This is a genomic window from Pseudomonas sp. Tof1 (genome assembly GCF_055390395.1).
The window spans coordinates 6,080,849-6,100,899 of the sequence record NZ_AP024344.1 but is presented as its reverse complement, the minus strand read 5'-3'; the positions used below and the strand labels follow the sequence as shown (position 1 = coordinate 6,100,899).

The 20,051-nt window shown below is 61.1% G+C and carries 17 protein-coding genes, 2 tRNA genes and 1 pseudogene; 19 read left to right on the top strand and 1 reads right to left on the bottom strand.

Features of this window, described 5'->3' with window-relative positions; genetic code table 11:
* Nucleotide 1 precedes the first annotated feature (1 nt).
* The 5 genes from dapB (at nt 2) to ACZ5KU_RS27475 (ending at nt 6,541) form a co-directional block, all read left to right on the top strand.
* The gene (gene dapB / locus ACZ5KU_RS27495; RefSeq protein ID WP_054062492.1) at nt 2–808 is read left to right on the top strand and encodes a 4-hydroxy-tetrahydrodipicolinate reductase; all 807 of its coding nucleotides are present in this window, start codon (nt 2–4) and stop codon (nt 806–808) included.
* Between the two features lie 357 nt (nt 809–1,165).
* Nucleotides 1,166–2,302, top strand: coding sequence for a glutamine-hydrolyzing carbamoyl-phosphate synthase small subunit (gene carA / locus ACZ5KU_RS27490; RefSeq protein ID WP_054062491.1), 1,137 nt, complete (start codon nt 1,166–1,168; stop codon nt 2,300–2,302).
* 105 nt (nt 2,303–2,407) lie between these two features.
* Complete coding sequence (carB, locus tag ACZ5KU_RS27485) at nt 2,408–5,629, top strand: carbamoyl-phosphate synthase large subunit (RefSeq protein WP_054058272.1); 3,222 nt, start codon at nt 2,408–2,410, stop codon at nt 5,627–5,629.
* Between the two features lie 2 nt (nt 5,630–5,631).
* A complete protein-coding gene (greA, locus tag ACZ5KU_RS27480; protein ID WP_054058271.1) occupies nt 5,632–6,108 on the top strand; it encodes a transcription elongation factor GreA in 477 nt (158 codons plus the stop codon).
* A 28-nt stretch (nt 6,109–6,136) separates the two neighbouring features.
* The gene (locus ACZ5KU_RS27475) at nt 6,137–6,541 is read left to right on the top strand and encodes a hypothetical protein (protein WP_054058257.1); all 405 of its coding nucleotides are present in this window, start codon (nt 6,137–6,139) and stop codon (nt 6,539–6,541) included.
* A 12-nt stretch (nt 6,542–6,553) separates the two neighbouring features.
* On the opposite strand, the gene ACZ5KU_RS27470 is transcribed toward ACZ5KU_RS27475, so the two are convergent.
* Nucleotides 6,554–6,862, bottom strand: coding sequence for a YhbY family RNA-binding protein (locus tag ACZ5KU_RS27470; RefSeq protein ID WP_464736510.1), 309 nt, complete (start codon nt 6,860–6,862; stop codon nt 6,554–6,556).
* Between the two features lie 96 nt (nt 6,863–6,958).
* Here ACZ5KU_RS27470 and rlmE point away from each other — a divergent pair, with 96 nt between their 5' ends.
* From rlmE to rpsO, 14 genes and pseudogenes are all read left to right on the top strand, one after another.
* Nucleotides 6,959–7,591 carry a 23S rRNA (uridine(2552)-2'-O)-methyltransferase RlmE gene (gene rlmE / locus ACZ5KU_RS27465; RefSeq protein ID WP_017904126.1) on the top strand — a complete coding sequence of 211 codons (633 nt, stop codon included), beginning with the start codon at nt 6,959–6,961 and terminating at the stop codon, nt 7,589–7,591.
* Nucleotides 7,592–7,790: 199 nt separating this feature from the next.
* Nucleotides 7,791–9,701 (top strand): ATP-dependent zinc metalloprotease FtsH, encoded by a 1,911-nt coding sequence (gene ftsH / locus ACZ5KU_RS27460; protein WP_054058255.1) that lies wholly within the window; start codon nt 7,791–7,793, stop codon nt 9,699–9,701.
* A gap of 8 nt (nt 9,702–9,709) precedes the next feature.
* Nucleotides 9,710–10,560: pseudogene (gene folP, locus ACZ5KU_RS27455) on the top strand (dihydropteroate synthase).
* Nucleotides 10,561–10,576: 16 nt separating this feature from the next.
* Nucleotides 10,577–11,914: a phosphoglucosamine mutase gene (glmM, locus tag ACZ5KU_RS27450; RefSeq protein ID WP_054058253.1), complete on the top strand. Its 1,338-nt coding sequence runs from the start codon at nt 10,577–10,579 to the stop codon at nt 11,912–11,914.
* Between the two features lie 66 nt (nt 11,915–11,980).
* On the top strand, nt 11,981–12,736 hold the full coding sequence (tpiA, locus tag ACZ5KU_RS27445; protein ID WP_054058252.1) for a triose-phosphate isomerase: 756 nt from the start codon (nt 11,981–11,983) through the stop codon (nt 12,734–12,736).
* A 3-nt stretch (nt 12,737–12,739) separates the two neighbouring features.
* A complete protein-coding gene (gene secG, locus ACZ5KU_RS27440; RefSeq protein WP_081005950.1) occupies nt 12,740–13,123 on the top strand; it encodes a preprotein translocase subunit SecG in 384 nt (127 codons plus the stop codon).
* 29 nt (nt 13,124–13,152) lie between these two features.
* Nucleotides 13,153–13,238 (top strand) — tRNA-Leu (locus ACZ5KU_RS27435).
* Between the two features lie 96 nt (nt 13,239–13,334).
* Nucleotides 13,335–13,411, top strand: a tRNA-Met gene (locus ACZ5KU_RS27430).
* A gap of 141 nt (nt 13,412–13,552) precedes the next feature.
* Complete coding sequence (gene rimP, locus ACZ5KU_RS27425; protein WP_054058270.1) at nt 13,553–14,011, top strand: ribosome maturation factor RimP; 459 nt, start codon at nt 13,553–13,555, stop codon at nt 14,009–14,011.
* A gap of 47 nt (nt 14,012–14,058) precedes the next feature.
* Nucleotides 14,059–15,540, top strand: a complete 1,482-nt coding sequence (gene nusA / locus ACZ5KU_RS27420) for a transcription termination factor NusA (protein ID WP_017904133.1) — start codon at nt 14,059–14,061, stop codon at nt 15,538–15,540.
* 27 nt (nt 15,541–15,567) lie between these two features.
* Entirely contained in the window at nt 15,568–18,084 is a 2,517-nt protein-coding gene (infB, locus tag ACZ5KU_RS27415) for a translation initiation factor IF-2 (RefSeq protein WP_054058251.1), read from the top strand.
* Nucleotides 18,085–18,243: 159 nt separating this feature from the next.
* Nucleotides 18,244–18,660, top strand: a complete 417-nt coding sequence (rbfA, locus tag ACZ5KU_RS27410) for a 30S ribosome-binding factor RbfA (RefSeq protein ID WP_054058250.1) — start codon at nt 18,244–18,246, stop codon at nt 18,658–18,660.
* A gap of 3 nt (nt 18,661–18,663) precedes the next feature.
* Entirely contained in the window at nt 18,664–19,581 is a 918-nt protein-coding gene (truB, locus tag ACZ5KU_RS27405) for a tRNA pseudouridine(55) synthase TruB (RefSeq protein WP_054058249.1), read from the top strand.
* Between the two features lie 114 nt (nt 19,582–19,695).
* On the top strand, nt 19,696–19,965 hold the full coding sequence (gene rpsO / locus ACZ5KU_RS27400) for a 30S ribosomal protein S15 (protein WP_017904137.1): 270 nt from the start codon (nt 19,696–19,698) through the stop codon (nt 19,963–19,965).
* Nucleotides 19,966–20,051 lie beyond the last annotated feature (86 nt).

The window sequence follows — 20,051 nt, the reverse complement described above, 5'->3', positions numbered from 1 at the left end:
TATGCGACGTATAGCTGTGATGGGTGCCGCCGGGCGCATGGGCAAGATCCTGGTCGAAGCGGTACAGCAGCAGGTGCCGGTTGCCGGCCTGACGGCGGCCGTGGTGCGTCCGGGCAGTTCGCTGGTCGGCGCCGATGCCGGTGAGCTGGCTTCCCTGGGGCGTATCGGCGTGCCGTTGTCCGATGCCCTGGAGAAGGTGGCGCAAGAGTTCGATGTATTGATCGACTTCACCCTGCCGGAAGTGATGCTGAAGAACCTGGCGTTCTGCCGCAAGGCCGGCAAGGCCATGGTCATCGGTACCACTGGCCTGACGGGCGAGCAGAAACAGTTGCTGGTGGAGGCGGGCAAGGACATTCCGATCGTCTTCGCCGCCAACTTCAGCGTGGGCGTCAACCTGTCGCTGAAACTGCTGGAACTGACCGCCCGCGTGCTGGGCGAGGATGCGGACATCGAGATCATCGAGACCCATCACCGGCACAAGGTCGACTCGCCTTCCGGGACGGCCATGCGCATGGGCGAGGTGATTGCCGATACGCTGGAGCGTGACCTGCAAAAGGTCGCGGTCTATGGGCGTGAAGGTCATGTCGGCGCGCGGGCGCGTGACACCATCGGCTTTGCCACCGTGCGCGGTGGTGACGTGGTGGGCGATCACACCGTCTTGTTTGCGACCGAGGGTGAGCGCCTGGAAATCACCCACAAGGCCTCGAGCCGCATGACGTTCGCCAAGGGAGCCGTGCGTGCGGCGCTGTGGCTGGATGGCAAGGCGGCCGGGCTGTACGACATGCAGGATGTGCTCGACCTGCATTGATGTCAGGGCGGACACCTGTTTCTGGTGCGCCTCGTTCTTGTAGGAGCAGGGCTTGCCCGCGAAGCTTTTAGCGGCCTCGGGGTCGCTTTCGCGGGCAAGCCGCGCTCCGGCAGGGGTTTGACAGGAGCGGGCGCATGCCTCTCAAACCGCTTGGCGACGTCCTGTCGCATTTCCTGGCCTTCAAGGCTCATTAGCGGTGGATTAAAAAAGCATTTTTCTGTAAGCTACAGCTTTAGTGTGTCCACTAAAAGCGCGCAGAATAATTCAGTGAAAGAAGCGGGGTGACGTGTCCATACGTCACTCCGCTTTTTTACAACCTGCGATCGCCCTTTCAGGCTTTATTTACGGGAGGTCTTCTTGACTAAGCCAGCCATACTTGCCCTTGCTGATGGCAGCATTTTTCGCGGCGAAGCCATTGGAGCCGACGGCCAGACCGTTGGTGAGGTGGTGTTCAACACCGCAATGACCGGCTATCAGGAAATCCTTACCGATCCTTCCTACGCCCAACAGATCGTTACCCTGACCTATCCGCACATCGGCAACACCGGCACTACGCCGCAAGACGCCGAGTCCAACCGTGTATGGTCGGCCGGCTTGGTCATCCGCGACTTGCCGCTGGTGGCGAGCAACTGGCGTAACACCCTGTCCCTGTCTGACTACCTGAAGGCCAACAATGTCGTGGCCATCGCCGGTATCGACACCCGTCGCCTGACCCGCATCCTGCGTGAAAAAGGCTCGCAGAACGGCTGCATCCTGGCCGGTGACAACATCACCGAGGAAGCGGCCATCGCCGCAGCGCGCGGCTTCCCGGGCCTGAAGGGCATGGACCTGGCGAAAGTCGTCAGCACCAGGGAAGCCTACGAGTGGCGTTCGACCGTCTGGGAACTGAAGACCGACAGTCACGCGACCATCGATGCCGCCGACCTGCCTTACCACGTCGTGGCCTACGACTACGGCATCAAGTCGAACATCCTGCGCATGCTGGTCGAGCGCGGCTGCCGCGTCACCGTGCTGCCGGCCCAGGCGCCTGCCAGCGAAGCCCTGGCCCTCAACCCGGATGGCGTGTTCCTGTCCAACGGCCCTGGCGATCCGGAGCCTTGCGACTATGCGATCCAGGCCATCAAGGAAATCCTGGAAACCGACATCCCGGTGTTCGGCATCTGCCTGGGTCACCAACTGCTGGCCCTGGCCTCCGGTGCCAAGACCATCAAGATGGGTCACGGCCACCACGGTGCCAACCACCCGGTACAGGACCTGGACACCGGTGTCGTCATGATCACCAGCCAGAACCACGGTTTCGCCGTGGACGAAGCGACCCTGCCAGGCAATGTCCGGGCTATCCACAAGTCGCTGTTCGACGGCTCGCTGCAAGGCATCGAGCGCACCGACAAGAGCGCGTTCAGCTTCCAGGGCCACCCTGAAGCCAGCCCGGGCCCGAACGACGTGGCACCGCTGTTCGATCGCTTCATCAATGAGATGGCCAAGCGTCGTTGATTGCCTGAACGCCCAGGGCGGCCCCGCCACGCGGAGGCCCCCTCGGCAACTTCAAGGATTGTTCAACGGCTTGCCGACTGACCCGCGGATTTGAGTGACAAACCCATGCCAAAACGTACAGACATTAAAAGCATCCTGATTCTCGGTGCCGGCCCGATCGTCATCGGCCAGGCCTGCGAATTCGACTACTCCGGCGCCCAGGCCTGTAAAGCCCTGCGCGAAGAGGGCTACCGCGTCATCCTGGTGAACTCCAACCCGGCGACCATCATGACCGACCCGGCCATGGCGGATGCGACCTACATCGAGCCGATCAAGTGGCGCACCGTGGCCAAGATCATCGAGAAGGAGCGTCCGGACGCCCTGCTGCCAACCATGGGTGGCCAGACCGCCCTGAACTGCGCCCTGGACCTGGAGCGCGAAGGCGTGCTGGAGAAATTCGGCGTGGAGATGATCGGCGCCAACGCCGACACCATCGACAAGGCCGAAGACCGTTCGCGTTTCGACAAGGCGATGAAATCCATCGGCCTGGAATGCCCGCGTTCCGGTATCGCCCACAGCATGGAAGAGGCCAATGCGGTCCTCGAGAAGCTCGGCTTCCCGTGCATCATCCGTCCGTCCTTCACCATGGGCGGCACCGGTGGCGGCATCGCCTACAACCGTGAAGAGTTCGAAGAAATCTGTGCCCGTGGCCTGGACCTGTCGCCGACCAAGGAACTGCTGATCGACGAATCGCTGATCGGCTGGAAAGAATACGAAATGGAAGTTGTCCGCGACAAAAAGGACAACTGCATCATCGTCTGCTCCATCGAGAACTTCGACCCGATGGGCGTGCACACCGGTGACTCGATCACCGTGGCGCCGGCCCAGACCCTGACCGACAAGGAATACCAGATCCTGCGTAACGCCTCCCTGGCGGTGCTGCGCGAGATCGGCGTGGAAACCGGTGGTTCCAACGTGCAGTTCGGTATCTGCCCAAACACCGGCCGCATGGTCGTCATCGAGATGAACCCGCGGGTTTCGCGTTCCTCGGCGCTGGCTTCGAAGGCCACCGGCTTCCCGATCGCCAAGGTCGCCGCCAAGCTGGCTGTGGGCTACACCCTGGACGAACTGTCGAACGACATCACCGGCGGCAAGACCCCGGCGTCCTTCGAGCCGTCGATCGACTACGTCGTCACCAAGCTGCCACGCTTCGCCTTCGAAAAATTCGGCCAGGCCGATGCGCGCCTGACCACCCAGATGAAGTCGGTGGGTGAAGTCATGGCCATCGGCCGGACCTTCCAGGAGTCCCTGCAGAAAGCCCTGCGCGGCCTGGAAGTGGGCGTCTGCGGCCTGGACGAGAAAGTCGACCTGAGCAATCCGGAAAGCATGAGCGTGCTCAAGCGCGAACTGACCGTGCCGGGCGCCGAGCGTATCTGGTACGTGGCGGACGCCTTCCGCGCCGGTCTGAGCGTCGAAGAAATCTTCGGCATGAACATGATCGACCCCTGGTTCCTGGTGCAGATCGAGGACCTGGTCAAGGAAGAAGAGCGCGTCAAGACCCTGGGCATGGCCGCCATCGACCGTGACCTGATGTTCCGCCTCAAGCGCAAGGGCTTCTCCGACCAGCGTCTGGCCAAGCTGCTGGGCGTGACCGAGAAGAACCTGCGTACCCACCGCCAGAAGCTGGAAGTGTTCCCGGTCTACAAGCGCGTCGACACCTGCGCGGCCGAGTTCGCCACCGACACCGCCTACCTGTACTCGACCTATGAGGAAGAGTGCGAGGCCAACCCATCGACCCGCGACAAGATCATCATCCTGGGTGGCGGCCCGAACCGTATCGGTCAGGGCATCGAGTTCGACTACTGCTGCGTACACGCGGCACTGGCGCTGCGCGATGACGGCTACGAGACCATCATGGTCAACTGCAACCCGGAAACCGTTTCCACCGACTACGACACCTCCGATCGCCTGTACTTCGAGCCGGTGACCCTGGAAGACGTGCTGGAAATCGTCCGCGTCGAGAAGCCCAAAGGCGTGATCGTCCAGTACGGCGGCCAGACTCCGCTGAAACTGGCGCGTGCCCTGGAAGCGGCCGGCGTACCGATCATCGGCACCAGCCCCGACGCCATCGACCGTGCCGAAGACCGTGAGCGCTTCCAGCAGATGGTCGAGCGCCTGAACCTGCGTCAGCCGCCGAACGCCACCGTGCGCAGCGAAGACGAAGCCGTGCGTGCGGCCAGCAGGATCGGCTATCCGCTGGTGGTGCGTCCGTCCTACGTTCTGGGCGGCCGGGCGATGGAAATCGTCTACAAAGAGGAAGAGCTCAAGCGCTACCTGCGTGAAGCGGTCCAGGTGTCGAACGACAGCCCGGTCCTGCTCGACCACTTCCTCAACTGCGCCATCGAGATGGATGTGGACGCGGTCAGCGACGGCACCGACGTGGTGATCGGCGCGATCATGCAGCACATCGAGCAGGCCGGCGTTCACTCCGGTGACTCCGCGTGCTCGCTGCCACCGTACTCGCTGCCGGCGCACATCCAGGACGAGATGCGCGAACAGGTCAAGAAAATGGCCCTGGAACTGGGCGTGGTCGGCCTGATGAACGTGCAACTGGCCCTGCAGGGCGAGGACATCTACGTCATCGAAGTGAACCCGCGTGCCTCGCGTACCGTGCCGTTCGTGTCGAAGTGCATCGGTGTGTCCCTGGCCATGATCGCCGCCCGCGTGATGGCTGGTAAGACCCTGAAGGAACTGGGCTTCACCAAGGAAATCATCCCGAACTTCTACAGTGTGAAAGAGGCGGTGTTCCCATTCGCCAAATTCCCAGGCGTCGACCCGATCCTCGGCCCTGAGATGAAGTCCACCGGTGAGGTGATGGGTGTCGGCGATACCTTCGGCGAAGCTTTCGCCAAGGCGCAGATGGGGGCCAGCGAAGTGCTGCCGACCGGCGGTACCGCGTTCATCAGCGTGCGTGACGACGACAAGCCACTGGTTGCAGGCGTGGCCCGTGATCTGATCAACTTGGGCTTCGAAGTGGTGGCGACCGCCGGTACTGCCAAGGTGATCGAGGCGGCAGGCCTGAAAGTGCGCCGGGTCAACAAGGTGACCGAAGGCCGTCCGCACGTCGTGGACATGATCAAGAATGACGAAGTCACCCTGATCATCAACACGACCGAAGGTCGCCAGTCGATTGCCGACTCGTACTCCATTCGTCGTAACGCGCTGCAGCACAAGATCTACTGCACAACCACCATTGCTGCTGGCGAAGCCATCTGCGAAGCGCTCAAGTTCGGTCCCGAGAAGACCGTGCGTCGCTTGCAGGATCTACACGCAGGATTGAAGGCATGAGCATAACCAAGTACCCCATGACTGTTCAGGGTGCCAAAGCCCTGGAAGATGAGCACGCTCACCTGACCAAGGTCGTCCGTCCCAAGCTGAGCCAGGACATCGGCACGGCCCGCGAGTTGGGTGACCTGAAGGAAAACGCCGAATACCATGCTGCCCGCGAGCAGCAGGGTATGGTCGAGGCGCGGATCCGCGATATCGAAGGTCGTCTGCAGAACGCGGTGATCATCGATGTCACGACTATTCCGCACACCGGCAAGGTGATTTTCGGCACCACGGTGGAGATCGCCAACGTCGAGACCGACGAGAGCGTGACCTATCACATCGTGGGTGAGGATGAAGCTGACATCAAACAGGGCAAGATCTCGGTGGTTTCCCCCATCGCCCGTGCCCTGATCGCCAAGGAAGAAGGTGATGTCGTGACCGTCAAGACGCCTGGTGGCGTGATCGAGTACGAGATTGTCGCAGTCCGTCACATCTGAGCGCAGACGCCCGCTACGCGCGGGCGCCATGCTCTGGCAGCTGGCCCAGATGCTCTGGGTCGGCGGCTTGTGGTTATTGCATGTGGGACTGTTGCCGGTCCTTGCGCAAATCGGCCTGGCTCCGTTGCTGATCGAGGAGATCGGTGCTCAGTTGGGCGTCCTGTTGGTGGGATTTGCAGTGGTCTGCGTGACCGTGCAGGTCCTGGTGCTGGTTTTTGCCGAAGGTCGGTCGAGCCTGTGGCGCGATACCCGTGGGCAATTGCTGTTGATGGGCTGGTATGCGTGCGCGATGTATTTCGCGGTGCGTTACTGGCAGCCGCAAGCCTTGCGCTGGCAGTTGTTCAGTTACCTGGTGCTCGGCCTGTCCGGCCTGGTGCTGGTGCTGCAGCCCGTGCCGGGCGAGGGTGGCAGGGCACGCGAAGCGTACCCTTGACCCTGCCGGGTATCACTTGTAGTGGTGAACGTTCGACAGTTGCTTGTTGACGTCGAAGTTGCGGCGATAAATCAGTGCCATCTTGCCGATGACCTGAACCAGGTCCGCCTTGCCGACCTTGCACAGTTCCGCGATGTGCGCCTGGCGTTGCTCGCGATCGAGGATGTTGAGCTTGACCTTGATCAGCTCGTGGTCGTTCAGGGCGCGCTCGAGTTCGGCTAGCACACCTTCAGTCAAACCGTTGTCAGCCACAGTCAATACTGGTTTCAGATGGTGGCCAATGGATTTGTACTGTTTCTTCTGCTCTTGAGTGAGCGGCATAATCTGACCCCTGCGTCTGATCTGGTAAAAAAATGGCGGCTAGTTTACCCGAGCGAGTCCGGGACCGCCCAGTTAATCTATTTTTCGAGGTGGCCCGTGGCCCGTTCCAAGACCAGCCATAACTGGCTGAAAGAGCATTTCAACGACCCATTCGTCAAAATGGCGCAAAAGGACGGCTATCGTTCCCGTGCCAGCTACAAGCTGCTGGAGATCCAGGAGAAGGACCGGCTGATCCGTCCGGGCATGAGCGTGATCGACCTCGGCGCGGCGCCGGGTGGCTGGTCGCAGGTGACCAGTCGTCTGATTGGTGGCCAGGGTCGCCTGATCGCCTCCGATATCCTGGATATGGACGCCATTCCCGACGTGACCTTCATCAAGGGCGACTTCACCGAGGACGCCGTGCTGGCGCAAATCCTCGAGGCGGTCGGAAATTCCGAGGTGGACCTTGTGATTTCCGATATGGCCCCCAATATGAGTGGTACGCCCGCTGTGGATATGCCGCGCTCGATGTTCCTTTGCGAGCTGGCGCTGGACCTGGCGGGGCGTGTGTTGCGCCCTGGTGGTGATTTTCTGATCAAGATCTTCCAGGGCGAAGGCTTCGACGAGTACCACAAGAACGTGCGCAAGATGTTCGAGAAGGTGCAGATGCGCAAGCCGAGTTCGTCCCGCGATCGTTCCCGCGAGCAGTACCTGCTGGGGCGTGGTTTCCGCGGACGCGATACCGAGTAATAGGTTTTTTGGGCTGGGCAATAGGAAATTCGCATTTCGCCTCGTGAACATAAGCGAATATTGTGTAGTCAATGTTTCACAAAGGGTTACAGACGGCTCCTGCGCAGCTGTAGGTAATGTAGTAAGTTACGCCGGTGAATTTCATGCGAAGCGCGCGCCACAAGCGGAGCTGGCTTCAGAGGGCACTTAATTGAACGATATGGCAAAGAATCTGATCCTGTGGTTGATCATCGCAGCCGTCCTGGTGACGGTGATGAACAACTTCTCCAGCCCTAACGAGCCACAGACCCTCAACTATTCCGACTTCATCCAGCAGGTCAAGGACGGCAAGGTCGAGCGTGTCGCCGTGGATGGCTATGTGATCACCGGCAAGCGCAACGATGGCGACAGCTTCAAGACCATTCGTCCGGCGATCCAGGACAACGGCCTGATCGGCGACCTGGTCGACAACCACGTCGTGATCGAAGGCAAGCAGCCTGAGCAGCAGAGCATCTGGACCCAGTTGCTGGTGGCCAGTTTCCCGATCCTGGTGATCATCGCGGTGTTCATGTTCTTCATGCGCCAGATGCAGGGCGGTGCGGGCGGCAAGGGCGGGCCGATGAGTTTCGGCAAGAGCAAGGCGCGCCTGCTGTCCGAAGACCAGGTGAAAACCACCCTGGCCGACGTCGCCGGTTGCGACGAGGCCAAGGAAGAGGTTGGCGAGCTGGTCGAGTTCCTGCGTGATCCGGGCAAGTTCCAGCGTCTGGGCGGTCGTATTCCCCGCGGCGTGCTGATGGTCGGCCCTCCGGGTACCGGTAAGACCCTGCTGGCCAAGGCCATCGCCGGTGAGGCGAAAGTACCGTTCTTCACCATTTCCGGTTCTGACTTCGTCGAAATGTTCGTCGGTGTGGGTGCCAGCCGCGTGCGCGACATGTTCGAGCAGGCAAAGAAACACGCACCGTGCATCATTTTCATCGACGAGATCGACGCCGTGGGTCGCCATCGTGGCGCCGGCATGGGTGGCGGTCACGACGAGCGCGAGCAGACCCTCAACCAGTTGCTGGTGGAGATGGATGGTTTCGAAATGAATGACGGCATCATCGTCATCGCCGCGACCAACCGTCCCGACGTGCTCGACCCGGCGCTGCTGCGTCCCGGCCGTTTCGACCGCCAGGTGGTGGTCGGCCTGCCGGATATCCGCGGTCGCGAGCAGATTCTCAAGGTGCATATCCGCAAGGTGCCGGTCGGTGACGACGTCGCGCCTGCCGTGATTGCCCGTGGTACCCCGGGTTTCTCCGGTGCCGACCTGGCCAACCTGGTCAACGAGGCCTCCCTGTTCGCCGCCCGCGCCAGCAAGCGCATCGTCGAAATGAAGGAGTTCGAGCTGGCCAAGGACAAGATCATGATGGGCGCCGAGCGCAAGACCATGGTCATGTCCGAGAAGGAAAAGCAGAACACCGCGTATCACGAAGCCGGTCACGCCATCGTCGGCCGTCTGGTTCCCGAGCATGACCCGGTGTACAAGGTCTCGATCATTCCGCGCGGTCGCGCGCTGGGTGTGACCATGTTCCTGCCGGAAGAGGATCGCTACAGCCTGTCCAAGCGCGCGCTGATCAGCCAGATCTGCTCGCTGTACGGCGGTCGTATCGCCGAGGAGATGACCCTGGGCTTCGACGGTGTGACCACCGGTGCCTCCAACGACATCATGCGCGCCAGCCAGATTGCCCGGAACATGGTCACCAAGTGGGGCCTGTCCGAGAAGCTTGGCCCGCTGATGTATGCCGAGGAAGATCAGGAAGTGTTCCTGGGTCGTGGCGGTGGTGGTCAGAACGCCAGCTTCTCCGGCGAGACGGCCAAGCTGATCGACTCCGAGGTGCGCAGCATCATTGACCAGTGCTATGGCACGGCCAAGCAGATCCTCACCGACAACCGCGACAAGCTCGACGCCATGGCCGATGCGCTGATGAAGTACGAGACCATCGATGCCGACCAGATCGACGACATCATGGCCGGTCGTACTCCACGCGAGCCGCGTGACTGGGGTGGTTCGGGCTCTTCGGGCACCACGCCTCCGGTGGTGAAGAACGAGCGTCCTGAAGCTCCGATTGGCGGCCCTGCGGCTGATCACTAAGGTTTGAAATGACTTCTGTTCAGTCCTCGACCCGGTTGCCTTGCGGCAACCGGGTTCTTGATTTGGCCCGGACGCATGTCATGGGCATTCTCAACGTTACCCCGATTCCTTTTCCGATGGCGGGCGCTTCAGTCAGCTGGACGCGGCGTTACGGCATGCCGAAGGCATGGTCCAGGCCGGAGCTACGCTGATCGATGTCGGTGGTGAATCGACCCGGCCGGGTGCGCGGGTCGTTTCGCCGCTGGAAGAACTGGAGCGGGTGGCGCCGATCGTCGAGCGCATCCACCGTGAGCTGGATGTGATCATCTCGGTCGACACCTCGACGCCGGCGGTGATGCGTGAAACCGCGCGTCTCGGTGCCGGCCTGATCAACGACGTACGCTCGCTGCAGCGCGACGGTGCCCTGGACGCGGCGGCGGCTACCGGTTTGCCGGTGTGCCTAATGCACATGCTCGGCGAACCTGGCGACATGCAGGACAACCCGCACTACGACAACGTCACGCAGCAAGTGCAGGCGTTTCTCGTCGAGCGTATGCGTGATTGTGAAGCCGCGGGAATTCCTGCCGAGCGGATTGTCCTGGACCCGGGATTCGGCTTTGCGAAAACCCTGGAGCACAACCTGAGCCTGTTCAAGCATATGGAGCAGTTGCACGTGCTGGGTCGGCCGCTGTTGGTGGGTGTTTCGCGAAAGAGCATGATAGGCCTGACACTGGGGCGACCGGTGGGTGAGCGCCTGTATGGCAGCCTGGCCCTGGCGGCGTTGGCGATGAGCAAGGGCGCGCGGATCCTGCGCGTCCACGATGTGGCCGAAACGGCCGACGTGGTCAAGATGCTCGCTGCGGTCGAAGCTGCCGAATAAGAACGATGGAGCACGTATGAAGAAGAAATATTTCGGCACCGACGGTATTCGGGGCCGCGTCGGACAGTATCCGATCACCCCTGATTTCATGCTCAAGCTGGGCTGGGCCGCCGGTATGGCGTTCCGCAAGCAGGGCACCTGTCGCGTCCTGGTTGGCAAGGACACCCGGATCTCCGGCTACATGTTCGAATCCGCCCTGGAGGCCGGTCTCTCTGCGGCAGGCGCCGACGTGATGCTGCTGGGGCCGATGCCGACCCCGGCCATCGCCTACCTGACCCGTACGTTCCACGCCGAGGCGGGGATCGTCATCAGTGCTTCGCACAACCCCCATGACGACAACGGCATCAAGTTCTTCTCCGGCGAAGGCACCAAGCTGCCGGATGAAGTCGAGCTGATGATCGAGGAGCTGCTCGATGCGCCGATGACCGTGGTCGAATCGGAAAAGCTCGGCAAGGTTTCGCGGATCAACGACGCGGCCGGTCGCTACATCGAATTCTGCAAGGGCAGCGTGCCGACCGGCACCAAGCTGTCCAATCTGAAGATTGTGCTCGATTGCGCCCACGGTGCGACCTACAAGGTGGCGCCCAGCGTTTTCCGCGAGCTGGGCGCGCAGGTCACCGCGCTGTCGGTGCAGCCCAACGGGCTGAACATCAACGACAACTGCGGCTCGACCCACATCAAGCCGTTGCAGGCCGCGGTGCTGGCCGAGCAGGCTGACCTCGGCATCGCCTTCGACGGTGATGGCGACCGGGTGCTGATGGTCGATCACACCGGTACGGTGGTCGATGGCGATGAACTGGTGTTCATCATTGCCCGTGACCTGGCCGAGCGCGGCAAGCTCAACGGTGGCGTGGTTGGCACTCTGATGAGCAACCTCGGAATGGAACTGGCGCTGAAGGAGCTGGATATTCCGTTCGTGCGCGCCAATGTCGGCGACCGTTATGTGATCGCCGAACTGCTCGAGCGCGACTGGCTGGTCGGTGGCGAGAACTCGGGGCATATCCTGTGCCTGAATCACAACACCACGGGTGACGCGATCATTGCGGCGCTGCAGGTGCTGCTGGCGTTGCGTCGTCGTGGCGAGACCCTGGCCGAGGCGCGCCAGGTCGTGCGCAAATGCCCACAGGTGCTGGTCAACGTGCGTTTCGGCGGCGGTGTCGATCCGGTCAAGCACCCGCAGGTGGTTGCCGAATGCGAGCGTGTCACCGAGGCCATGAACGGTCGTGGTCGGGTACTGCTGCGCAAGTCGGGGACCGAGCCGCTGGTGCGTGTGATGGTCGAAGGCGAGGACGAAGCGTCCGTTCGTGGGCATGCCGAAGGGCTGGCAAAACTGGTTGCTGAAGTTTGTGCCTGAATTTGGCTTGCCAGTGATGATCTGGTTGGGTAATATCTGCGCCCACTTTAACCCGCGAGGTAGAGCATGCGTCGCCCCCTGGTAGCTGGTAACTGGAAAATGCACGGTACCCGCGCCAGCGTCGCTGAGCTGATCAAGGGGCTGCGGAATCTGGCCCTGCCGAGTGGTGTTGATGTTGCGGTATTCCCGCCTTGCTTGCATATCACCCAAGTGGTCGATGGTTTGAAGGGCAAGTCGATTTCGGTCGGCGCGCAGAACTCTGCAGTGGAATCCATGCAAGGCGCCTTGACAGGTGAGATCGCACCGAGCCAGTTGGTCGATGCAGGTTGTTCCCTGGTGCTGGTTGGGCACTCTGAGCGTCGCCAGATAATGGGCGAGACCGATCGGATGCTCAATCGCAAGTTTGCGGCAGCGCAGGCTTGCGGGCTGATTCCGGTGCTGTGTGTAGGGGAAACCCAGGCGCAGCGTGAAGCCGGCAAGACGCTGGAAGTGGTTTCGCGTCAGTTGGGCAGCATCATCGAAGAGTTGGGTGTCGGTGCTTTTGCCAAGGCTGTCATCGCTTACGAGCCGGTCTGGGCCATTGGTACCGGGCTGACAGCTTCGCCGCAACAGGCGCAGGATGTGCATGCAGCCATTCGCGCGCAGTTGGCGGCAGAGAATTCCGAAGTCGCTCAAGGTGTGCGGCTTCTGTACGGCGGCAGCGTGAAGGCGGCCAATGCGGTCGAACTGTTCGGCATGCCGGATATCGATGGGGGGCTCATTGGTGGGGCTTCCCTGAATGCAGATGAATTCGGTGCGATTTGTCGCGCTGCGGGAAACTGAGAAATGCTGGAAACGATCGTAGTCGTTCTTCATCTGTTGGCTGCACTGGGGGTTGTTGCTCTCGTACTGCTGCAACAGGGTAAAGGTGCGGAAGCTGGTGCATCTTTCGGCGCAGGTGCTTCAAATACTGTGTTCGGAAGCCAAGGTTCCTCTACCTTTCTTAGTAAGTTTACTGCTATACTTGCCGCAGGTTTCTTCATAACCAGCTTAGGGTTAGGATACTTTGCTAAAGAGAAAGCTCACCAGCTGACTCAAGCAGGTCTGCCAAGCCCGGCAGTGTTGGAAGCACCAAAGCAAAAGCCGGCATCTGATGATGTACCGGTGCTCCAGGAGCAGAAGTCGGCCACTCCGGCAGGCGATGTACCTCAGGCTCCAGAGCAGAAGTAAAACGGGTTTCATGCTGTAAACGTTGTATTGCCGAGGTGGTGGAATTGGTAGACACGCAACCTTGAGGTGGTTGTGCCCATAGGGTGTAGGGGTTCGAGTCCCCTTCTCGGTACCAATTATCAGGAGAGCCCGCTGTTGCGGGCTTTCTTGTAGGTGGAAGGTTACATTGACCCAAAAAGGGATCAGTCGTATACTTTTGCCCCAGCTTTGTCGCGGGGTGGAGCAGCCTGGTAGCTCGTCGGGCTCATAACCCGAAGGTCGTCGGTTCAAATCCGGCCCCCGCAACCAGTTTTAGCGGAGCCCCTTTTCAGGGGCTTTTTGTTAGCTGGACACAATTGATGCCGCATTTCGACGGCATTTCAGGGATGGGCGATTCGCCCATTTTTTGTTTTCTTAAATCGCATGCACATCATGCACGAGGGGGTTCAGGTGTCGAGCAAGCTAGAACAGTTGCAGGCCTTGTTGGCCCCGGTGGTCGTGGCCCTGGGCTATGAATGCTGGGGTATCGAGTTTTCCGCTCAAGGCCGCCATTCCGTGTTGCGCGTTTATATCGATAAAGAGGGTGGTGTTCTGGTGGATGACTGCGCCATCGTCAGTCGCCAGATCAGTGGCGTGCTGGATGTCGAAGATCCGATTTCCACTGAATACACCCTTGAAGTTTCCTCTCCTGGCATGGAACGCCCGCTGTTCACCCTTGAACAGTTTGCCTCGCATGCCGGCGAACAAGTGAAAATAAGGCTGCGCTCGCCTTTCGAGGGACGACGCAACTTTCAGGGCCTTCTGCGTGGAGTGGAAGAGCAGGACGTCGTGGTGCAGGTAGATGACCACGAGTTCCTGTTGCCGATCGATTTGATCGACAAGGCCAACATTATTCCCAGTTTTGACTGAGACGCGGATCCCGCGGATCCAATGGCTTGCGAAAGGCGAGGCGTACGATGAGCAAAGAAGTATTGCTGGTTGTTGAGTCGGTATCCAATGAAAAGGGTGTACCGGCAGGCGTGATTTTTGAGGCGCTGGAGATTGCTCTGGCGACTGCTACCAAGAAACGCTTTGAAGACGAAGTTGACCTGCGTGTGGAAATCAACCGCCACACCGGTTCCTATGAGACTTTCCGTCGTTGGACTGTGGTCGAGGAAGCCGATCTTGACGATCCGGCGATCGAGACCTGGCCAAGCAAGGTGGCCCTGACCCATCCGGGTGCCAAGGTTGGCGATGTCGTCGAGGAGAAAATCGAGTCCATCGAGTTCGGTCGCATCGCTGCCCAGACCGCCAAGCAAGTCATTGTGCAGAAGGTTCGCGAAGCCGAGCGTGCGCAGGTGGTCGATGCCTACCGCGAGCGCCTGGGCGAAATCATCTCCGGTACCGTGAAGAAGGTCACCCGCGACAACGTCATCGTTGACCTGGGCAACAACGCCGAGGCGCTGCTGGCGCGTGAAGACATCATTTCCCGCGAGACTTTCCGCGTCGGTGTACGGGTTCGTGCACTGCTCAAGGAAATCCGCACCGAGAACCGCGGTCCTCAGCTGATCCTGTCGCGTACCGCGCCGGAAATGCTGATCGAGCTGTTCCGTATCGAAGTGCCCGAGATCGCCGAAGGGCTGATCGAGGTGATGGCGGCGTCCCGTGACCCGGGTTCGCGTGCCAAGATCGCTGTCCGCTCCAAGGACAAGCGTATCGACCCGCAGGGCGCGTGCATCGGCATGCGTGGTTCGCGCGTCCAGGCCGTCTCCGGCGAGCTGGGTGGCGAGCGTGTGGATATCGTGCTGTGGGACGACAACCCGGCGCAGTTCGTCATCAACGCCATGTCGCCGGCTGAAGTCGCGGCGATCATCGTTGACGAAGACGCCCATGCGATGGACATCGCCGTGGGTGCCGACAACCTGGCCCAGGCCATCGGCCGCGGCGGTCAGAACGTGCGTCTGGCCAGCCAGCTGACCGGCTGGACCCTGAACGTGATGACCGAGTCGGACATCCAGGCTAAGCAACAGGCAGAAACCGGTGACATCCTGCGCAACTTCATCGACGAGCTGGAAGTCGACGAAGAGCTGGCACAGGTGCTGGTCGATGAAGGTTTCACCAGCCTGGAAGAAATTGCCTACGTACCGTTGGAAGAGATGCTCAACATCGACGGCTTTGACGAGGAAATCGTCAACGAGCTTCGCGCTCGTGCCAAGGATCGCCTGTTGACCAAAGCCATCGCTACAGAGGAAAAGCTGGCAGACGCCCATCCGGCCGAAGACCTGCTCTCGCTTGAGGGTATGGACAAGGATTTGGCGATGGAACTGGCGGTGCGCGGCGTCATTACCCGCGAAGACCTGGCCGAGCAGTCGATTGACGACCTGCTCGACATCGACGGCATCGACGATGATCGTGCCGGCAAGTTGATCATGGCCGCCCGAGCCCACTGGTTCGAGTAATTAGGCGCGGCCTGAGGAGAGAAGTGCATGACGCAAGTCACGGTGAAACAACTGGCCGATGAGGTCAAAACACCGGTAGAGCGCCTGTTGCAGCAGATGCGTGAGGCAGGTCTGCCGCACACCGCCGCCGAGGAACATGTGAGCGACAGCGAGAAGCAGTCGCTGCTGACTCACCTGAAGAGCAGCCACAAGGCGAAAGTGGAAGAACCGCGCAAGATCACCTTGCAGCGCAAAACCACCAGTACCCTGCGTGTTGCCGGCAGCAAGAGCATCAGTGTTGAAGTACGCAAGAAGAAAGTCTTCGTACAGCGCAGCCCGGAAGAAATCGAAGCCGAGCGCAAGCGCGAGCAGGAAGAACGTCGCGCCGTAGAAAATGCGGCCCGTCAGAAGGCGGAAGAAGAAGCCAAGCGTCGCGCCGAAGAAGAAGCGCGTCGCCAGCCTGCGCCTGCCCCTGTGGTCGAGCCTGTGGTCGAAGCGGTTGCCGCTCCGGTCGAGCTCGACGAGCCTGTGCGTGAAGCGCCGGTTGCCGCGCCTGCGCCGGCTGCCGAGCGCAAGCGCGAAGAGCCGCGTCGCTCCGACAAGTCCCGTGGCGACGAGAATCGTCGTGGCGACGGCGAGCGCAAGAACGCTCCGCACCGCGCTTCGGTCAAGGAAAAGGCTCCGGCCGTTCGTGTTGCCCCACGTACCACCGACGAGGAAAGCGATGGCTTCCGTCGTGGCGGTCGCGGCGGTGGCAAGGCCAAGCCGAAGAAACGCAACGTTCACGGTTTCCAGAACCCTACCGGTCCTGTGGTCCGTGACGTGAAGATCGGCGAGACCATCACTGTGGCCGACCTGGCCCAGCAGATGTCGGTCAAGGCTGCCGAAATCATCAAGTTCATGTTCAAGCTGGGTACTCCGGCGACGATCAACCAGGTTCTGGACCAGGAAACTGCCCAGCTGGTTGCCGAGGAACTGGGCCACAAGGTGACCCTGGTCAGCGACACCGCCCTGGAAGATTCCCTGGCCGAATCGCTGAAGTTCGAAGGTGAGGAATTCTCCCGCGCGCCAGTCGTGACCGTCATGGGTCACGTTGACCACGGCAAGACCTCGCTGCTCGACTACATCCGTCGTGCCAAGGTGGCCGCTGGCGAAGCCGGTGGTATTACCCAGCACATCGGTGCGTACCACGTGGAAACCGACCGCGGCATGGTCACCTTCCTCGACACCCCGGGCCACGCCGCGTTTACCGCGATGCGTGCCCGTGGTGCCAAGGCGACCGACATCGTGATCCTGGTGGTCGCGGCCGACGACGGCGTGATGCCACAGACCATCGAAGCGGTCCAGCATGCCCAGGCCGCCGGCGTACCGCTGGTGGTGGCGGTGAACAAGATCGACAAGCCGGGTGCCGACCTCGATCGCATCCGCAGCGAGCTGGCGACCCACGGCGTGACCCCGGAAGACTGGGGTGGCGATACGCCGTTCGTTCCGGTGTCGGCGAAAGTCGGTACTGGCGTCGACGAACTGCTCGAAGCGGTGCTGCTGCAGGCCGAGGTTCTGGAACTCAAGGCGACCCCTTCGGCTCCTGGCCGTGGCGTGGTGGTCGAGTCGCGCCTGGACAAGGGTCGTGGTCCGGTGGCGACCGTTCTGGTTCAGGACGGTACCCTGCGTCAGGGCGACATGGTCCTGGTCGGTTCGAACTATGGCCGCGTGCGTGCCATGCTCGACGAGAACGGCAAGCCGATCAAGGAAGCCGGCCCGGCGATTCCGGTCGAGATCCTCGGCCTGGACGGTACCCCGGATGCGGGCGACGAGATGAGCGTGGTGGCTGACGAGAAGAAAGCCCGTGAAGTCGCGCTGTTCCGCCAAGGCAAGTTCCGTGAAGTCAAACTGGCTCGCGCTCATGCCGGCAAGCTGGAAAACATCTTCGAAAGCATGGGCCAGGAAGAGAAGAAGACGCTCAACATCGTCCTCAAGTCCGACGTCCGTGGTTCGCTGGAGGCGCTGCAAGGCGCGCTCAACGGTTTGGGTAACGATGAAGTGCAAGTGCGCGTCGTCGGTGGCGGTGTCGGTGGTATCACCGAGTCCGACGCCAACCTGGCACTGGCCTCCAACGCCGTGCTGTTCGGCTTCAACGTGCGTGCCGATGCCGGCGCACGGAAGATCGTCGAGCAGGAAGGTCTGGATATGCGTTACTACAACGTGATCTACGACATCATCGAAGACGTGAAGAAAGCCCTGACCGGTATGCTGGGCAGCGACGTACGGGAGAACATCCTGGGCGTGGCCGAAGTCCGCGACGTGTTCCGTTCGCCCAAGTTCGGCGCCATCGCCGGCTGCATGGTGATCGAGGGTAGCGTGCACCGTAACCGTCCGATCCGCGTACTGCGTGAAGACATCGTGATCTTCGAAGGCGAGCTGGAATCCCTGCGCCGCTTCAAGGATGACGCGTCCGAAGTGCGTGCCGGCATGGAATGCGGTATCGGCGTGAAGAGCTACAACGACGTCAAGGTCGGCGACAAGATCGAAGTCTTCGAGAAGGTCCAGGTTGCTCGCAGCCTCTGACTCGCATGCTTCAAGAGCCGCGATGGCCTGCCGCAGCCGTGCTGCGCAGGCCGCGAGCGGACTCTAAACGCAACGCCCGGTCCGGCTTCTGCCAGGCCGGGCGTTTGCCGCTTTCAGACCTCGAGGGTTTCGCCCCGGGGCAGTAACAGGTAACAAGACATGGCAAAAGAATACAGCCGTACCCAACGTATCGGCGATCAGATGCAGCGCGAGCTGGCACAGTTGATCCGTCGTGAAGTCAAGGATCCGCGCGTCGGCCTGGTCACCATCACCGCGGTCGACGTCAGCCGTGACGTCGGCCACGCGAAGGTCTATATCACCGTGATGGGCCAGGACAACCTGGAAGAGATCGCCCAGAGCATCAAGGTGCTCAACTCGGCGGCCGGTTTCCTGCGTATGCAACTGGCCCGTGAAATGAAGCTGCGCAGCGTGCCGCAGTTGCACTTCCACTACGATGAGAGCGTCGCCCGCGGTGCCCATCTGTCGGCCCTGATCGAGCGCGCCGTGGCCGAAGACAGCCTGCATGGCGAGGGCAGCGACCCTCAGGCCGCCCAACCAGAAGACGGTCGGGAGTAAGCGGTGGCTCAGGTCAAACGTATCCGCCGCAACGTCAGCGGTATCATCCTGCTGGACAAGCCGCTGGGGTTCACCTCCAATGCGGCGCTGCAGAAGGTTCGCTGGCTGCTCAACGCCGAGAAGGCCGGCCACACCGGCAGCCTCGATCCGCTGGCGACCGGCGTGCTGCCGCTGTGCTTCGGCGAGGCCACCAAGTTCTCGCAATACCTGCTCGATTCCGACAAGGGTTATGAGACCCTGATGCAACTGGGCAAGACCACCAGCACCGCGGACGCCGAAGGCGAGGTTCTGCAGACCCGCCCGGTGACCGTTGGTCGTGCCGATATCGAAGCGGTCCTGCCGGATTTTCGGGGCGAAATCAGTCAGATACCGCCCATGTACTCGGCGCTCAAGCGTGATGGACAGCCTTTGTACAAGTTGGCTCGTGCAGGGGAAGTAGTGGAGCGCGAACCGCGTTCTGTTACTATTGCGCGCTTGGAATTGCTCGCCTGCGAAGGCGATACTGCCCGACTGGCAGTGGAGTGCAGCAAGGGCACCTATATTCGTACCCTGGTGGAGGATATCGGTGAGCGGCTCGGTTGCGGTGCTTATGTCGCCGAACTGCGCCGGACCCAGGCCGGACCGTTCAGCCTGGCCCAGACGGTGACGCTCGAAGAGCTGGAAGCCGTTCATGCCGAAGGTGGCAACGAGGCGGTCGACCGCTTCCTGATGCCCTCGGACAGTGGCCTGCAGGATTGGCCTTTGCTCAAGTTCTCCGAGCACAGTGCGTTCTACTGGCTCAACGGCCAGCCAGTACGTGCCCCGGACGCGCCGAAGTACGGCATGGTTCGGGTACAGGATCATAACGGCCGCTTCATCGGTATCGGTGAAGTGAGCGAAGACGGGCGCATCGCGCCGCGTCGACTGATTCGGTCAGAATGACCGGACGAGGGTGGCTGTCAACAGGCACGGTCACTACTCTTTTATAAATGCGGGGATTTGTCTCCGGCCTGTTGAAACCGTCCCTGGATGGTTTCCTGATAGAAGGATTGCCACATGGCACTCAGCGTTGAAGAAAAAGCTCAAATCGTTGCCGACTACCAGCAAGCCGTTGGTGACACTGGTTCGCCAGAAGTGCAAGTTGCACTGCTGACCGCCAACATCAACAAGCTGCAAGGTCACTTCAAGGCCAACGGCAAGGACCACCACTCCCGTCGTGGTCTGATCCGCATGGTAAACCAGCGTCGCAAGCTGCTGGACTACCTGAAAGGCAAGGACGTGACTCGCTACAGCACCCTGATCGGTCGTCTGGGCCTGCGTCGCTGATCCAGCGATCGTGCTAGAGGTTGGTTGTCTGTCCTGTGTCAGTGGGTTTCCCACTGGCATGGGGCAGGCTCCCAGCCTCAAGTTTT

Excerpts from the sequence above, each read along its gene's own strand:
- dapB (WP_054062492.1), top strand. The coding sequence starts at position 2 with ATGCGACGTATAGCTGTGATGGGTGCCGCCGGGCGCATGGGCAAGATC.
- carB (WP_054058272.1), top strand. The coding sequence starts at position 2,408 with ATGCCAAAACGTACAGACATTAAAAGCATCCTGATTCTCGGTGCCGGC.
- ACZ5KU_RS27475 (WP_054058257.1), top strand. The coding sequence starts at position 6,137 with ATGCTCTGGCAGCTGGCCCAGATGCTCTGGGTCGGCGGCTTGTGGTTA.
- ACZ5KU_RS27470 (WP_464736510.1), bottom strand. The coding sequence starts at position 6,862 with ATGCCGCTCACTCAAGAGCAGAAGAAACAGTACAAATCCATTGGCCAC.
- ftsH (WP_054058255.1), top strand. The coding sequence starts at position 7,791 with ATGGCAAAGAATCTGATCCTGTGGTTGATCATCGCAGCCGTCCTGGTG.
- glmM (WP_054058253.1), top strand. The coding sequence starts at position 10,577 with ATGAAGAAGAAATATTTCGGCACCGACGGTATTCGGGGCCGCGTCGGA.
- tpiA (WP_054058252.1), top strand. The coding sequence starts at position 11,981 with ATGCGTCGCCCCCTGGTAGCTGGTAACTGGAAAATGCACGGTACCCGC.
- secG (WP_081005950.1), top strand. The coding sequence starts at position 12,740 with ATGCTGGAAACGATCGTAGTCGTTCTTCATCTGTTGGCTGCACTGGGG.
- nusA (WP_017904133.1), top strand. The coding sequence starts at position 14,059 with ATGAGCAAAGAAGTATTGCTGGTTGTTGAGTCGGTATCCAATGAAAAG.
- infB (WP_054058251.1), top strand. The coding sequence starts at position 15,568 with ATGACGCAAGTCACGGTGAAACAACTGGCCGATGAGGTCAAAACACCG.
- rbfA (WP_054058250.1), top strand. The coding sequence starts at position 18,244 with ATGGCAAAAGAATACAGCCGTACCCAACGTATCGGCGATCAGATGCAG.
- rpsO (WP_017904137.1), top strand. The coding sequence starts at position 19,696 with ATGGCACTCAGCGTTGAAGAAAAAGCTCAAATCGTTGCCGACTACCAG.